The following is a 13,704-nucleotide window of genomic DNA, read 5'->3' as shown; positions in this document are numbered from 1 at the left end:
GGCCGGGCCGTGCGAACGCGAGCCGCCCGCCGGTCGTCCTGGCTCCCCCGGGGCTCCGGTGGCGGGTTCAACCCCGGTTCGGGCCACTGCGGCTTCGGGCCAGTAGCTGGGCCTCGATGCGCCGCAGTACGGCGATCACTTCATCCGCCTCGACGGTGTCGGGCACGGCCTCGTCCAGAAGGCCACCCCAGGCGTCCTGGAGGTACCGCAGGTTCTCGCCCGCCTTCGGCGTCGGATACAGGCGTACGCGCCGCGCGTCCTCGGGGTCGGTTTCGCGGCGCACCAGCCCCTTCTGCTCCAGCTTGCGCAGGGCCCGGCTGAAGTTGCTGGAGATCAGCCGGGTCGACTCGGCGGCCTGGCCCGCCGTGGCGCCCGGCTGGTGGTCGACGAAGCGCATGACCGCCGCTTCGAGCGGCGTCCACGGCTCTCCTGTCTCCGCCTTGGCAGCATGAATATGCCGACTGATCGCCAGGATCAGGTCAGCGAGCTCGAACAGTCTGGCCTTCTGCTTCTCGTCCACCCTCACAGTGTAATTTACCTATCGATCGATCGTTATCGTTTGACAGGTACTTGAGGTGAGCCTAGCTTTGCCCGCACATGGAACGAATCGCCCGAGCGGAGGGACGCCGATCATGGACCTCATCGGCATCGAAGAACACTGGATGCTGCCGGAGCTGACCTCCGCCCTGAAGGCCGTCGCCCACCCGGACGAGAGCCTCCTCTTCAATGAGCGGGGCGACACCCTCCAGCGTCTCGAAGACCTCGGAGCCGGCCGCATCGCCACCATGGATGCCCAGGGGATCGACCTGGCCGTCCTCGCCCTCACGCCGCCGGGGACCCAGTCACTGCCCCCCGACGAGGCGCTCGCACTCAGCCGCCTCGCGAACGACACCGCCACCGAGGCGGTCGGCATCCACCCGGCACGGTTCCGTTCACTGTCGACCCTCCCGATGTCGTCCCCGCGCCATGTCGCCGCCGAACTCGAACGGGCCGCGGCCCAGGGCCACGTGGGGACCATGGTCTACGGCCGGTCCGGCGACCGGTTCCTCGACGACCCCGCCTACGACGACTTCTTCGCCACCGCCGCCGACCTGCGCCAGCCGGTCTTCATCCATCCGCAGATCCCCTCCGACGCGCTGCGTGACGCCGCCTACCGGGGCTTCGACCCGACGACCGACCTGGGTCTTGCCACCTTCGGCTGGGGCTGGCACCTGGAAGCGGCGACCGCGGCACTGCGGCTCATCCTGCGCGGCGCCTTCGACCGCCACCCCGATCTGCAGATCGTGCTGGGCCACTGGGGCGAGTTGCTGCTCTTCTGGCTGGACCGGGCCGACAGCCTCTCCCGCATCGCCGGCCTCCAGCGCACGGTCTCGGAGTACATCCGTACCAACGTCTTCATCACCACCTCGGGGATGCTCAGCCCCGCCCTGCTGCGACACGCCCTGACCGTGACGACCACCGACCGGCTGATCTTCTCGACCGACTACCCCTTCCAGCAGCCCACCCGAGCCGAGATCGACTCCTTCTTCGGCCATATCCCCACCGATACCGACCGGCACAAGGTCAGCTCCGCCAACGCCGCCACGCTCTTCGGTATCGACCGCACCGCACCCTGACCGGCGGGCTCCGCCCCGCCCCGTAACGCCGAACCCAGAAGAGCCCCCCACCCCGGAAACGGAGACGATGCGCCATGTCGCGGTCCACCGCCGACGAGCACACCCCCACCGCCCTGATCGTCGGTGCGTCCCGTGGCCTCGGATGTGCCATGGCGGCCGAACTCGCCGACCGTGGATGGTCGGTCATCGGCACCGTCCGAGGCACCACCCGCACCCCGCTGCACGACCTCGCCGACCAGCACCCCGGACACATCCGCATCGAACACCTGGACGTCACCGAGCCCGGGGAACTCACGCCTCTGCGCGAACGCCTGTCCGGAGCGCGGCTCGACATCCTCTTCGTGAACGCGGGCACCACGAACAACGAGCAGACCCCCATCGGTTCCGTCCCCACCCAGGACTTCATCGACGTCATGGTGACCAACGCCCTCAGCCCGCTGCGCGTCATCGAGGCGCTCGACGGCCTGGTGAGCACCAGTGGCCTGATCGGGATCATGTCCTCGGGGCAGGGCAGCATCACCAACAACACCAGAGCGGGACGCGAGGTCTACCGCGGCAGCAAAGCGGCGCTCAACATGTTCATGCGCAGCTACGCCAACCGCCAGGCCGACAACGACCGCGCCCTGCTGCTCCTGGCCCCGGGCTGGATCAGCACCGAACTCGGCGGCGCCGACGCCCCGTACACGGTGCGGGAGAGCATCCCGCTCCTCGTGGACGTACTGCTCTCACGCCTCGGCACCAAGGGCCTTGCCTACCTGGACCGCGACGGCGAGCCCGTTCCCTGGTGACCCGACCGGGTGCGGCCATGCGTGCCCCGCATGGCCGCACTGCGGGATAAGCGCTGGTGGGGTCGGCCTATTCCGGTGAGGATTCCAGGCATGAACGAATCACATCTCACCCACATAGCCGCTCCGGAAGGCGTCGCGCCGGGTAAGGGCTACACCCATGTGGTGACCGGCTCCGGCAGGCTGGTCGCACTCTCCGGGCAGGTGGCGCTCGACAGCCGGGGCGAGGTCGTCGGGGCGGACGACCCCGCCGCGCAGGCACGGCAGGTGTTCGAGAACCTGCGCCGCTGTCTGACGGCCGCGGGCGCGACGTTCGACGACGTCATCAAGTTCACCTTCTACGTCACCGATGTCGCCCATCTCTCCGCTGTCCGCTCCGTACGCGACGAGTACATCGACGCCACGCGTCAGCCCGCCTGCACCGCGGTCCAGGTCGTGGCATTGTTCCGGCCCGAACTGGTGCTGGAGATAGAGGCGTTGGCGCTCGTGGGATAACACGCCGGGTGCCCCGGTTCGCCCTGCCGTACCGGGGTCACTCGGACGGGTAGATGTCCCCGGCCGCCATGCTGCTCTCCTGCTCGCTCTGCCGGTCCAGCCTGCTGGCCTTCTCGTTGAGCCGGCGCCGCTCCTCGGGGTCAGTGCTGCGCTCGGCCGCTTCCTTCAGGTCCTTCGCCTTGGCGCGCATCTGCCGGACCCGGCCGCCGCTCTCGTCCGCACCGCTCATCACAGCTCCTGGTGTCTCGAAGGGAGTCCTGGAAGGGAGATCTGGAAGGGCTCCCCCTCAGCGAACCAGGTACCGGTTCGCCCCGCATCCCAGGTGGTCACACACTTCACAGACCGTACGGGAGAAGAGCGATCCCGCACTCCCCGTGCAGCTCAGCATGCGCGGGGAGGCGGAACCCTGCATGGTGGTGGGTACGGGGTTCCGGTCGGCGTGCCGGTGCACGTACGGGGGCGTACTCGCAAAGGCGCAGCTCAACCGGGAAGCGTGAGCCAACCATGAACACTTCTGAATTTCCGGAAAGCTATGAGCTCGTGTTCAGCACACCCGGCGAAGGAAGCGACACCGTCCTCGTCCGGCGCACCACGATGACGGGCGCGGGCGGCTCCCCGGTCTACGCCGACGGGACGGGCATCGTACGCGCGGAGATCAGCCGGGGCGGCGAGGTGCGCATGCTGGCGTCGGGAGGCCATCAGGCGCATGCGGCTCCGCTGGAGGTCCACCCGCACCGAACCTGAGGCCGCTGCCGGGCCCCGCGCGCTCTCGGCACCCGCCCGCGTGCACACGTGAACCGTGAACCATCGGCAAGGAGCAGTAGATGAAAGAGGACAAGCACCCCTCGTACGGGCCGGTCGTCTTCCGCGACCGCTCCGCCGGATACGCGTTTCTCACCAGGTCCACGGCGGGGAGCGACCAGACCATCGCCTGGGACGACGGGCAGACGTACCCGGTGATCGATGTGGAGATCTCCGCGGAGAGCCACCCGTTCTACACAGGGAAGGCGCGGGTGGTCGACTCCGAGGGCCAGGTCGCCAAATTCGAGAAGCGGTACGGCGAAGGCGGGCAGCCGGACTAAGGGCTGTCCCGTAACCCCTGGTGGATCGGCGCGCGGCGTCAGATGCGGTGCATCGCAAGGCGGAGGGGCGTCCGCATACTGGATGTATTCGGGCGTTCCGACAACGCGGCGAGGTGCCGTAGCTGTCGTCGTGCGCCCGCCAGGGATTGCGGGACAGCCCTTAGGGGATGCCCCGGGAGATCGTCAGGAGGCGGCGCCCATGGCGGCACGACCGAAGGTGGAGGTACGACGGGTGTACGAGGACCCGTCGTCAGGGGACGGCGCACGGGTCCTGGTCGACGGCATCTGGCCGCGGGGCCTCTCCAAGGAGAAGGCGGACCTGGACGAGTGGTGCAAGGCCGTGGCCCCCTCCACCGACCTGCGCAAGTGGTACGGCCACGACCCCGAGCGGTTCGAGGAGTTCGGCCGCCGCTACCGGAGCGAGCTGGAGGACACCGGACGCGCCGAAGCCCTGACCCATCTGCGTGACCTCGCGAGGAAGCGGAAGCTGACGCTTCTGACGGCGACCAAACGCGCGGACATCAGCCAGGCCACGGTCCTCGCCGATCTGTTGCGGACCTGAGGGCTGTCCACCGCGAGTGCCTGTCTCCGGTGGGAAGGGCCAGAAGACGGCAAGGTGATGCGAGTCCGGCTGCCCTGAGAGGGAATTGACGTGCCGTCACCCCAGCTCCGCCTCCTGCAGTCGATGGTGCGCGGCCATGACCACCTCTCCGACGTGCACGTCCGCCGGTAGGGCTCCTCTCGCCGTCGCCCGCGACCATGACCGCTGCGCAGATCCGTGACCCGAACTTCGCCTTCGGGGTGCAGTGCATCCTCGCGGGCATCCGCACCCTTTCGGGCCCCGGGGCGGGCGCGTAGGGGCCGCGTCTCCCCGCCGGTCGCGCCGACCGGGGCGCGACGGCCGCCCCTCCCCCAGCTGCCGCCCCGCCCGGATCGCGCGGCCGTTACGCCCCGGCGCCCGGCACCTCGTCCGCCTCGGCCTTCGCCCTGGCGGCCTGTGCCTTGTTCCGCTTGCTGACCACAGCGGCGCTCGCCAGGGCGCTTCCGGCGAAGGCCAGGGCCAGCATCCAGGGCCGGTCGAAGCGGCGTCCTGTGGCGTGGTCGAGGGAGTAGCGCCCCGCTCCCGCGACGCCGATGGCGGCGGCGGTGAAGCCCAGGAACGCCGGGTACTCGTATCCGCCGGACTGGGCGAAGAAACCGGCGGGCGCGTGCACGGCGACCGCTCCTGCCATGGTGCCCGCCACGGCGGCGCCGGCCACGGGCGTACCCAGGCCGAGCGCGAGCATCGCCCCGCCGCCCGCCTCGCCGAGGCCCGCGGCGACCGCGTTCCGGTGCCCGGGCAGGAATCCCATGTGCTCCATCCCCGCCGCGGTACCCGCGAGCCCGCCGCCGCCGAACCAGCCGAACAGCTTCTGCGAACCATGGGCGACGAGCACCGCCCCGGTGCCGGCCCGCAGGGCGAGCAGTCCGAGGTCGTGCCGGTTGATGCAGGTCATCGGAGATCTCCAGATCTGTGGCAGCGGATCAGCTGTGCCGACCGCCCACGGGGCCGTGGCGGCGGTCCCGGCGGCGGGCGTACGTATCCACTCTCCTCGCCCGGTACGGACCGCTCGCACCGGGGTTGCTCCATTCGGGTGACGTCGCAGGTCACAGCGGGCTTCGGACGGCCCGGGGCGGCCCTCGTAGGGTGAGGCCCATGGAGACACCGGCCGACGAGACGGCAGCCCGCGAGGTCCAGGACGAACTCCGCGCCCGGGTGGTGCTGGACGAGCCGGGCCCCGCCCCGGGAACCGGGCTGATCACAGGTGTCGATGTGGCGTACGACGACGAGCGGGACGTGGTCGCGGCCGCCGCCGTGGTGCTGGACGCCGTGACGCTGGCCGTGGTCGACGAGGCCACGGCGGTGGGCCGGGTGACCTTCCCGTATGTGCCGGGGCTGCTCGCGTTCCGCGAGATCCCGACCGTCCTGGCAGCCCTCGAAGCGCTCACCGCCGGTCCCGGTCTTGTCGTATGCGACGGGTACGGGCTCGCGCATCCACGGCGGTTCGGCCTCGCCAGCCATCTCGGGGTGCTGACGGGGCTGCCGGTGATCGGGGTGGCGAAGAATCCCTTCACCTTCTCGTACGAGCAGCCGGGCGCCCGGCGCGGTGCGCAGACGCCGCTGCTCGCCGACGACGGCGCGGAGGTGGGCCGGGCGCTGCGCACCCAGGACGGGATCAAGCCGGTCTTCGTCTCCGTGGGGCACCGGGTCTCCCTCGACAACGCCTGCGCCCAGACCCTGCGGCTCTCCCCCGACTACCGGCTGCCGGAGTCCACCCGGCGAGCCGACGCGCTCTGCCGGAGGGCGCTGCGCGAGGCGGTCGCGTAACGGCGCCGCCCCGCGCGGTGCTCCGGCCCGGTCAGGCCGCCGCCCGCACCAGCGGGAAGTGGCAGGCCACCTGGTGGTCGGCGCCGTCCGGGGTGCTGGCTGCCGGTTCCGTCTCGGCGCAGATGTCCTTGGCGATCGGGCAGCGGGTGCGGAACCGGCAGCCCGACGGCGGGTTCGCTGCGGACGGCGTCTCGCCGCCGAGCGGCGCGCGCCCGGATCCGGCGGTCTCGGGGTCCGGGACGTTGACCGTGTCGAGGAGGCCGCGGGTGTACGGGTGGAGGGGGTTCGCGTACACCTGTTCGGCCGGGCCCGACTCGACCAGCTTGCCGAGGTACATCACGCCGACCGTGTCGGCCAGGTAGCGGACCACGGCGAGATCGTGCGAGATGAAGAGGTACGTCAGCTCGCGGTCGCGCTGGAGTTCGCGCATCAGGTTGAGGATCTGGGCCTGGACGGAGACGTCGAGCGCGGAGACCGGTTCATCCGCGACGATCAGGTCGGGAGAGAGCGTCAGCGCGCGGGCCAGGCCGAGCCGCTGGCGCTGGCCGCCGGAGAACTCGTGCGGGTAGCGGTCGACGGCGCCGCGCGGCAGCCCGACCGCGTCGAGGAGCCCGGCGACGATCCGGTCCTGTTCGGCCCGGTCCCCGACGCCCTGGATGACGAGCGGTTCGCGCAGGATGGTGCCGATCCGCATCCGCGGGTCCATGGCGGCGGCGGAGTCCTGGAACATCAGCTGGATCCGGCGGCGGTGGGCGCGGCGCTGGCCCCGGTCCATGGTGGCCAGGTCCTGGCCCTCGAAGACGATCGACCCCGCCGTGGGGTCCTCAAGACCGGCGATCATGCGGCCGATGGTGGTCTTGCCGCAGCCGGACTCACCGACCATGCCGAAGGTCTCGCCCTTGCGGACCGTCAGCGAGACCCCGCCGACGGCGCTGACCGTGCCGCGCTTGCGGGAGAACGGGCCGCCGGTGAGCGGGAAGTCCTTGCGCAGGTCCACGACTTCGAGGAGGGTGGCGCCGTCCGGGACGACCGATGCGGTCTCCTGTCCGGCGGGGCGGGCCTCCACGAGGCCCGGCTCACCCTCCTCCGGTACGGGGTGGAAGCAGGCGAACCTGTGGTCGTCCCCGGTCAGCTGCGGCTCATCGGCGCGGCAGACGTCGGTGGCGAAGGCGCAGCGCGCGGCGAACCGGCAGCCCTGCTGGGCGGTGGCGAGGTTCGGCGGCAGCCCGGGGATGGTGCGCAGTTCGGTCTCGCCCTCGACGGCCTTCTCGGGGAGCGCGGCGAAGAGCGCCTGGGTGTAGCGGTGCCTGGGGCGGGCGAACAGGTCCCGTACGCCGGAGGTCTCGGCGACCTTGCCCGCGTACATCACGGCGACCCGGTCGACCCGGTTGGCGATGACGCCGAGGTCGTGGGTGACCAGGATCATCGCCATGCCGAGGCGGGAGCGCAGCCCGTCGATGAGTTCCAGGATCTGGTGCTGGGTGGTGACGTCGAGCGCCGTGGTCGGCTCGTCGGCGATGAGGAGCTTGGGTTCGCAGACGAGTGCCATGGCGATGGCGACGCGCTGGCGCATACCGCCGGAGAGCTGGTGCGGGTAGTTCTTCATCCGCTCGGACGGCTGGGGCATACCGACCAGACCGAGCATCTCCTCGGCCCGTGCCCAGGCCTCCTGCTTGCTGATGTCCCGGTGCAGCAGCAGGGGTTCCGCGACCTGCGCGCCGATGGTCATGGTGGGGTTGAGGGAGGTCAGCGGGTCCTGGAAGACCATCCCGATGGTGTTGCCCCGGACGTCGCGCAGCACGGGTTCACCGGCCGACGCGAGGTCGTGTCCGTCGAAGAGGACCCGCCCCGATGAGACGGCGCCGCCGGGCGGGAGCAGCCCGAGGACGCTGAGCGCGGTCATCGTCTTGCCGCAGCCGGACTCGCCGACCACGCCGAGGGCCTCGCCGGGGGCGAGATCCAGGCTGACGCCGTCGAGGGCGTGGACGGTGCGGTTGCGGGACGCTATGTCGACATGCAGATCGTCGATCCGCAGCAGCGGCTCGGTCATGGGAGTGTCCTCCGGGCAGTGCAGGCAGGAAAGCAGGCGGGGGTGTGGCTACTTCTTCTGGAGCCGTACTTCGAAGGCGTCCCGGAGGCCGTCGCCCACGAAGTTGAACGCGCCGACGACGAGCACGATGGCGATGCCCGGCGGGAAGATCAGCCACCAGTAGCCGTTCTGGGTGTAGGTGATGCCCGAGGAGAGCATCGACCCCCAGTCGGTGGCGGGCGGCGGGATGCTGAGGCCGAGGAACGCCAGATAGCTGACGTAGAGGATGGCGTCGGCGATCTGGAAAGTGCAGTTGACGATGACAGTGCCGATGGCGTTGGGCACGATGTGCCGGAACACGGCGCGGGCTCCGCCGCCGCCCATCATCCGCATCGCCTGGACGTACTCGCGGTCGCGCAGCGAGAGCGCCTCACCGCGGACCAGACGGGCCGGGGAGAGCCAGGCCACCGCCGCGATGATCACGATGAGCACGCTCTTGCTGGGCGTGATGATCGCGGCGACCACCACCAGCAGGAACATCGCCGGGATGGCGAGCGCGGCGTCCGTGACACGCATCATCACGGCGTCGGTCCAGCCGCCGAAGTACCCGGAGACCGCGCCCCAGAGCGTGCCGAAGAGAGTGGCGAGCAGCCCGGCGGCGAGGCCGACCTCCAGCGAGGACTGGCCGGCCAGCATCAGCCGGCCGAGCAGGTCGTAGCCGAGGTCGGTGGTGCCCAGGATGTGTCCGGGGCTGCCGGGTGCCAGGTTGGCCTGTGCCAGGTCGGTGTGGACCTGGTCGGTGGAGTGGACCAGCGGGCCGATGTAGCAGAACGCGAAGAGCAGCACGAGCACGATCACGCCGGTGAGGGCGAGCTTGTTGCCGGTGAAGACCTGCAGCGTACGGCGGGCCAGCGAAGGCGTGGCGAGGTCGGCGTCCTCGTGCCCGGGGGCTATGACTGCGGTGCTCATGAGACGCTCCGGATCCGGGGGTCGAGGACGGCGTAGACGATGTCGGTGAGCAGCGATCCGACCACGGTGGCGACGCCCACGACCAGCGTCACTCCGAGCAGTACGGGGAAGTCGGAGCCCTGTGCGGCGTTCCAGAAGAGCAGGCCCATACCGGGGTAGTTGAACATCGCCTCGACGACCAGCGCGCCGCTGAACAGGGTCGGCAGATAGAGGCCGAGGAGGGTGGCGAGCGGGATGAGCGCGTTGCGCATCACGTGCTTGGCGAGGATCCGGCGGCTGGACTGGCCCTTGGCCATCGCCGTACGGACGTACTCCTCGGTGAGGTTGTCGAGCGTGGCGGAGCGCATGTAGCGGCTGAACATCGCGATGACGCCGAGCGCCATGGTGACGATGGGCAGCACCATGCCGGAGAAGCCGCTGAAGATACTGGCCAGGGACTCGCCCTGCGGTGCCTCCGAGGGGAAGACCGGGATCGTCTGGCAGAAGACGATGATCAGGATCAGTCCGAGGAAGAAGACCGGCGTCGCGTAGGCGAGGAAGGCGGCCCCGGTCAGCAGGTAGTCGGTGATCTTCCCGCGGCGGACGGCCTGGAGCAGTCCGAGCGGGATCGCGATGATCACCGCGAGGACCGTGGAGAGCGCCGTCAGCAGCAGGGTCTTGGGGAGCCGCTGCATGAGCAGGTCGGAGACGGGCTGGTTGAGCTTGTACGACACTCCCAGGTCACCGGTGAGCAGCCGCTTCAGGTACTCGAAGTACTGGAAGGGCAGCGAACGGTCGTACCCCTGGGCGTGGTTGAAGTGCTCGATCTGCTGCGGTGTGCCCTTGGGTCCGAGGATGGCGCGGGCCGGTCCGCCGGGGAGCATGTGCAGAAGGACGAAGACGATGACCGACACCAGGAAGAGAACGACCACCGCCTGGAGGAGGCGCTTGAGGAGAAAGCCGGTCACTGGTCGGCCCCCTTCTTGACGTAGTACCAGTCCTGCGGGGCGAGGGTCACGGTCGGGTTCTGGTCGACACCCCGGAGGTCGTTGCGGATCACCGACACCTGGTAGGCGGGGTTCGGCATCCACATCACGGGGAGCTGCTGGGAGAGGTACATGCCGTACGCGTGAACGGCGTTCGGGTCGCTGGAGTACTGGACGGCGCGGATCAGCTTGTCGGCCTTCGGGTCCGAGTAGTTGCCGAAGTTGGCTGATGCGCCGGTCGAGAAGAGCTGTTCGCCGCTGGGGTTGAGCGGGTAGTACCAGCTGCCTGCCGTGCCGAAGAACGACATGTCCCAGTCGCAGCCCGGCTGTCCCGCCTTGCAGGGTACGGAGTTGCCGAGTACCGAGTTGAGCGGCTGCTGGCGGACCTTGAGGTCGATGCCGGCCTTGCTCAGCGAGGACTTCAGCTCCTGCATCATGTTGGTGGACTCGGTGGAGCCCGACTGCGAGAGCAGCGTCAGGTTGAGCGGGGCGTTCTTCGCGATGCCGGCTCCGCACTGGTCGGCGCCGGTGCCGGGGCGGGTGCAGCGGGCCTGGCCGTCGCGGACGGCCCACCCGTGGTCGGTGAGGAGCGTACGGGCCGCCTTCACCGAGTACGGGTACTGGTTCTTCTGCATCTCCGGGGTGGTGTACTGCGTCTTCGGGGTGACCGGGACCGGGCCGAGCGTGGGGTCGGCGCTGCCCTGCCAGATGACCTTGCTCATCGACTTCTGGTCGACGAGGTGCTGCATCGCCTGGCGGATGTAGAGCTGGCGCATGGCCGCCCCGCCGTGTGAGGAGTTGAAGTTGTAGACGATGTAGGTGGCCGCCCAGCCCTCCCACGGGTCGACGCGGTAGCCGCGGCTCTCGAACTTCTTCTTCTGGGCGAGCACCGACGGGGGTATGTAGCCGTAGTCGACGCCGCCGGAGCGCAGCACGTTGAACTCGGAGTCGGCGGTGGTGAAGGGCTTGAGGACGACCTTGTCCAGATGCGCCTTGTTGTTACCGGTGTACTTCGGGTTGCGTACGAGGGTGACCTGGCCGGTGTTCTGCCATTCGGCTATCTTCCAGGGCCCGTTGACGGTCTTCCAGAGCGGGTCCCTGGAGTAGGCGCCGAGGCTCTTGGAGTGGGTGGTCAGCCGGGCGAAGACCGCCTTGGCTCCGGCGGTCTTGCGGTCCCAGTCGCCGATGGGGCCGCCGTCCTTCTCCGCGTCCCAGGCGGCCTGTGGAATGGCGCGCATCAGGGTGAGCTGGTTGGCGGTGAACCAGTCGGGGTTGTACGAGCGGTTGAGGTGCAGCCGGACCGTGTGGGCGTCGACGGTCTCGAAGCTCTTGACGTTGTCCGGCATGGTGCCGACCGAGTAGCTGCCCCACTCGGCCTTGTTGGCCTTGACGAGGTTGAACCAGAACTCGATGTCGCGCGCTGTCACCGGCTTGCCGTCGGACCAGGTGATGTCCTTGCGGAGCGGCACGGTGACAGTCCTGTTGCCGTCGCTGTAGACGGGCTTCGTGCCCAGGGTGTTGGGGCCGGTGGTGGTGAGCGCGCCGTCCTTCTTCACCGCGTCGTAGACCGGCATGAAGAGCAGCGACTGGATGGCGAAGTTGTACGTGGCGCCGTATCCCGGGGCCCCGATGGGGAAGATCCAGTTGGGGGTCGCGGCGGGCGGCAGGGCCATCGTGGCGGTGCCGCCCTTGACGGGTGTACCGCCGGTGGGCCCCATGTCGATCTTGCCGCCGTCCTGCGAGCAGGCCGTGAGGGCCACGACGAGCGCCGCCCCGGTGACCGCTGCGGCGAGCGCGCGACGCCGCGCGGATGAGCGCCTTGGGCGCATGGGTGGGCCTCCATCGGGTTCCAGCAGGCGAGCCGATGTGAACATCGGCTGGAGAATGTCTGAAAGTTAGGACGGCCTTCGAAACTAAGTCAAGGGTAGATATACGACTTAGGGCAGCCTTGCTTAGGTTTTTGATCCCTTATGTCCCATATTGCGATGCCAATTCACCGAAACTTTCCCGCCACCCCTGGCGAAAGGTGCTCCGGGATCGCTAACTTTCATCGAGACAGCATGGACTTGCTTTGAAAATCCGAAGTAAGACCGAAACAAGTCCGAAGCAACTGAGAAGCAACTCGGCCCAGAAGTAGCTTCAATCAGCCAGAAAAATCGGGGAGCCCCATGACGGACAGCGCATCGAACCAGCAGATTCTGCGCATGGTCACGTCCGGCGCCGCCTCCTCACGGGCCGATCTGGTCAGGGAGTTGGGGCTCGCCGCATCCACCGTCTCGCTCCGCGTGCAGGAGCTGGTGGCGGCCGGGCTCCTCACCGAGTCGGGTGAGGGCGCGTCCCGCGGCGGCCGGCGCCCCAGGCTGCTGCGCATCCCGCAGCAGGGCGGTGTGGCCCTGACCGCCGACCTCGGCTCGCACCACGGCAGACTGGCCGCGGTATCGGCGGACGGCACCATTCGCGACGCCGCCGACCACAGCCATGACCTCACCGACGGTCCCGACCAGGCCGCCGACTGGCTGGTGGAGCAGCTGACCGCGCTCGCCGACCGCCAGCGCGCGGCGGGCCGGACCGTACGGAGCGTCGGCATCGCCTTCCCCGGCCCGGTCGACGTCCCGGCCGGCCGGGTGCTCACCCCCTCCCGGATGCCCGGCTGGCACAACTTCCCGCTCCGTGACGTCCTCGCCGACCGGCTCGGACTGCCTGTCGTCGTGGACAACGACGCGACGCTGATGGCCGTGGGCGAGCACCAGTCGGCCCGCCCCGACCTCCAGCACCTCGTGGTCGTCAAGGCGGGCCGCGGCATCGGCTGCGGAGTGATCTCGGCGGGCCGCCCGCACCGCGGGGCCAACGGCTGCGCGGGCGACATCAGCCATGTCCGGGTCGACGCGGCGGAGGACCGGCCGTGCAGCTGCGGGAACATCGGCTGCCTGGAGACGGTCGCCAGCGGCGCGGCCGTACTGCGCGAGCTCGCCGCCGGGGGCACCCCGGTGGCCGGCACGGCGGAGCTGCTGCGGCTGGTCACCGACGGGGACCCGAAGGCGACCACCCTGGTCCGGGCGGCGGGCCGGCACATCGGGACCGTCCTGAGCGTCGTCGTCAACTTCTTCAACCCGCAGGCTGTGGTACTCGGCGGCGCACTGGCGTCGGCGGAGCCCCTGGTGGCAGCCGTCCGGGGGGTCCTGTACGAGCGCTGTCTGCCCATGGCCACGGCCGGCCTCGAAATCACCACCACCGTCTCGAGCCGCGACGCGGGCCTGCTGGGCGCGGGGATCACCGCCCTGCGCGACGCCGTGCCGCACGCCGAGGCGGTCTGACCGTGCCCCCGGCCGCGCCCCGCCCGCCGCCCGGCCGGTCCCCCTCCCACCACCCCACCCGCAACCCGGAGAGCAGCGCCA

Annotated in this window: 15 protein-coding genes; 8 read left to right on the top strand and 7 right to left on the bottom strand. The window is 69.8% G+C overall.

Features of this window, described 5'->3' with window-relative positions; translation table 11 throughout:
* Positions 1 to 67 precede the first annotated feature (67 nt).
* Positions 68 to 520, bottom strand: coding sequence for a MarR family winged helix-turn-helix transcriptional regulator (locus ACWGKJ_RS18965; RefSeq protein ID WP_385031616.1), 453 nt, complete (start codon positions 518 to 520; stop codon positions 68 to 70).
* Positions 521 to 632: 112 nt separating this feature from the next.
* On the opposite strand from ACWGKJ_RS18965, the gene ACWGKJ_RS18960 reads away from it, so the two are divergent.
* The 3 genes from ACWGKJ_RS18960 (at position 633) to ACWGKJ_RS18950 (ending at position 2,896) form a co-directional block, all read left to right on the top strand.
* Positions 633 to 1,616: an amidohydrolase family protein gene (locus ACWGKJ_RS18960; protein WP_385031613.1), complete on the top strand. Its 984-nt coding sequence runs from the start codon at positions 633 to 635 to the stop codon at positions 1,614 to 1,616.
* Between the two features lie 74 nt (positions 1,617 to 1,690).
* Positions 1,691 to 2,404, top strand: a complete 714-nt coding sequence (locus ACWGKJ_RS18955) for an SDR family NAD(P)-dependent oxidoreductase (protein ID WP_385031610.1) — start codon at positions 1,691 to 1,693, stop codon at positions 2,402 to 2,404.
* 90 nt (positions 2,405 to 2,494) lie between these two features.
* The gene (locus ACWGKJ_RS18950; protein ID WP_385031607.1) at positions 2,495 to 2,896 is read left to right on the top strand and encodes a RidA family protein; all 402 of its coding nucleotides are present in this window, start codon (positions 2,495 to 2,497) and stop codon (positions 2,894 to 2,896) included.
* 37 nt (positions 2,897 to 2,933) lie between these two features.
* On the opposite strand, the gene ACWGKJ_RS18945 is transcribed toward ACWGKJ_RS18950, so the two are convergent.
* The gene (locus ACWGKJ_RS18945) at positions 2,934 to 3,125 is read right to left on the bottom strand and encodes a DUF6381 family protein (RefSeq protein WP_385031604.1); all 192 of its coding nucleotides are present in this window, start codon (positions 3,123 to 3,125) and stop codon (positions 2,934 to 2,936) included.
* A gap of 275 nt (positions 3,126 to 3,400) precedes the next feature.
* On the opposite strand from ACWGKJ_RS18945, the gene ACWGKJ_RS18940 reads away from it, so the two are divergent.
* From ACWGKJ_RS18940 to ACWGKJ_RS18930, 3 genes are all read left to right on the top strand, one after another.
* Positions 3,401 to 3,640 (top strand): DUF6296 family protein, encoded by a 240-nt coding sequence (locus ACWGKJ_RS18940; RefSeq protein ID WP_385031602.1) that lies wholly within the window; start codon positions 3,401 to 3,403, stop codon positions 3,638 to 3,640.
* 80 nt (positions 3,641 to 3,720) lie between these two features.
* Positions 3,721 to 3,978: a type B 50S ribosomal protein L31 gene (locus tag ACWGKJ_RS18935; RefSeq protein ID WP_385031599.1), complete on the top strand. Its 258-nt coding sequence runs from the start codon at positions 3,721 to 3,723 to the stop codon at positions 3,976 to 3,978.
* Between the two features lie 199 nt (positions 3,979 to 4,177).
* A complete protein-coding gene (locus ACWGKJ_RS18930; RefSeq protein WP_385031596.1) occupies positions 4,178 to 4,540 on the top strand; it encodes a DUF488 domain-containing protein in 363 nt (120 codons plus the stop codon).
* Positions 4,541 to 4,922: 382 nt separating this feature from the next.
* Here ACWGKJ_RS18930 and ACWGKJ_RS18925 read toward each other — a convergent pair whose 3' ends face one another.
* Positions 4,923 to 5,474 carry a DoxX family protein gene (locus tag ACWGKJ_RS18925; RefSeq protein ID WP_385031593.1) on the bottom strand — a complete coding sequence of 184 codons (552 nt, stop codon included), beginning with the start codon at positions 5,472 to 5,474 and terminating at the stop codon, positions 4,923 to 4,925.
* A gap of 200 nt (positions 5,475 to 5,674) precedes the next feature.
* Between ACWGKJ_RS18925 and ACWGKJ_RS18920 the strand changes: the two genes are divergently transcribed.
* Complete coding sequence (locus ACWGKJ_RS18920) at positions 5,675 to 6,346, top strand: endonuclease V (RefSeq protein WP_385031590.1); 672 nt, start codon at positions 5,675 to 5,677, stop codon at positions 6,344 to 6,346.
* Between the two features lie 31 nt (positions 6,347 to 6,377).
* Here the strand turns inward: ACWGKJ_RS18920 and ACWGKJ_RS18915 are convergent, their stop codons facing one another.
* The 4 genes from ACWGKJ_RS18915 to ACWGKJ_RS18900 are packed head-to-tail and all read right to left on the bottom strand — an operon-like array spanning position 6,378 to position 12,138.
* Positions 6,378 to 8,396 carry an ABC transporter ATP-binding protein gene (locus ACWGKJ_RS18915; protein ID WP_385031587.1) on the bottom strand — a complete coding sequence of 673 codons (2,019 nt, stop codon included), beginning with the start codon at positions 8,394 to 8,396 and terminating at the stop codon, positions 6,378 to 6,380.
* Between the two features lie 48 nt (positions 8,397 to 8,444).
* Entirely contained in the window at positions 8,445 to 9,344 is a 900-nt protein-coding gene (locus ACWGKJ_RS18910) for an ABC transporter permease (protein WP_385031584.1), read from the bottom strand.
* The gene (locus ACWGKJ_RS18905) at positions 9,341 to 10,291 is read right to left on the bottom strand and encodes an ABC transporter permease (RefSeq protein WP_385031581.1); all 951 of its coding nucleotides are present in this window, start codon (positions 10,289 to 10,291) and stop codon (positions 9,341 to 9,343) included. The genes ACWGKJ_RS18910 and ACWGKJ_RS18905 overlap by 4 nt, the downstream gene beginning before the upstream one ends.
* Positions 10,288 to 12,138 carry a peptide ABC transporter substrate-binding protein gene (locus ACWGKJ_RS18900; RefSeq protein WP_385031577.1) on the bottom strand — a complete coding sequence of 617 codons (1,851 nt, stop codon included), beginning with the start codon at positions 12,136 to 12,138 and terminating at the stop codon, positions 10,288 to 10,290. The genes ACWGKJ_RS18905 and ACWGKJ_RS18900 overlap by 4 nt, the downstream gene beginning before the upstream one ends.
* Positions 12,139 to 12,477: 339 nt before the next feature.
* Between ACWGKJ_RS18900 and ACWGKJ_RS18895 the strand changes: the two genes are divergently transcribed.
* A complete protein-coding gene (locus ACWGKJ_RS18895; RefSeq protein WP_385031574.1) occupies positions 12,478 to 13,623 on the top strand; it encodes an ROK family transcriptional regulator in 1,146 nt (381 codons plus the stop codon).
* Positions 13,624 to 13,704 lie beyond the last annotated feature (81 nt).

This window comes from Streptomyces sp. NPDC054757 (assembly GCF_053612185.1).
The sequence above is the reverse complement of the archived record's forward strand: the minus strand, read 5'-3'. Positions and strand labels throughout refer to the sequence as shown.

Excerpts from the sequence above, each read along its gene's own strand:
- ACWGKJ_RS18960 (WP_385031613.1), top strand. The coding sequence starts at position 633 with ATGGACCTCATCGGCATCGAAGAACACTGGATGCTGCCGGAGCTGACC.
- ACWGKJ_RS18955 (WP_385031610.1), top strand. The coding sequence starts at position 1,691 with ATGTCGCGGTCCACCGCCGACGAGCACACCCCCACCGCCCTGATCGTC.
- ACWGKJ_RS18950 (WP_385031607.1), top strand. The coding sequence starts at position 2,495 with ATGAACGAATCACATCTCACCCACATAGCCGCTCCGGAAGGCGTCGCG.
- ACWGKJ_RS18945 (WP_385031604.1), bottom strand. The coding sequence starts at position 3,125 with ATGAGCGGTGCGGACGAGAGCGGCGGCCGGGTCCGGCAGATGCGCGCC.
- ACWGKJ_RS18940 (WP_385031602.1), top strand. The coding sequence starts at position 3,401 with ATGAACACTTCTGAATTTCCGGAAAGCTATGAGCTCGTGTTCAGCACA.
- ACWGKJ_RS18935 (WP_385031599.1), top strand. The coding sequence starts at position 3,721 with ATGAAAGAGGACAAGCACCCCTCGTACGGGCCGGTCGTCTTCCGCGAC.
- ACWGKJ_RS18930 (WP_385031596.1), top strand. The coding sequence starts at position 4,178 with ATGGCGGCACGACCGAAGGTGGAGGTACGACGGGTGTACGAGGACCCG.
- ACWGKJ_RS18925 (WP_385031593.1), bottom strand. The coding sequence starts at position 5,474 with ATGACCTGCATCAACCGGCACGACCTCGGACTGCTCGCCCTGCGGGCC.
- ACWGKJ_RS18920 (WP_385031590.1), top strand. The coding sequence starts at position 5,675 with ATGGAGACACCGGCCGACGAGACGGCAGCCCGCGAGGTCCAGGACGAA.
- ACWGKJ_RS18915 (WP_385031587.1), bottom strand. The coding sequence starts at position 8,396 with ATGACCGAGCCGCTGCTGCGGATCGACGATCTGCATGTCGACATAGCG.
- ACWGKJ_RS18910 (WP_385031584.1), bottom strand. The coding sequence starts at position 9,344 with ATGAGCACCGCAGTCATAGCCCCCGGGCACGAGGACGCCGACCTCGCC.
- ACWGKJ_RS18900 (WP_385031577.1), bottom strand. The coding sequence starts at position 12,138 with ATGCGCCCAAGGCGCTCATCCGCGCGGCGTCGCGCGCTCGCCGCAGCG.
- ACWGKJ_RS18895 (WP_385031574.1), top strand. The coding sequence starts at position 12,478 with ATGACGGACAGCGCATCGAACCAGCAGATTCTGCGCATGGTCACGTCC.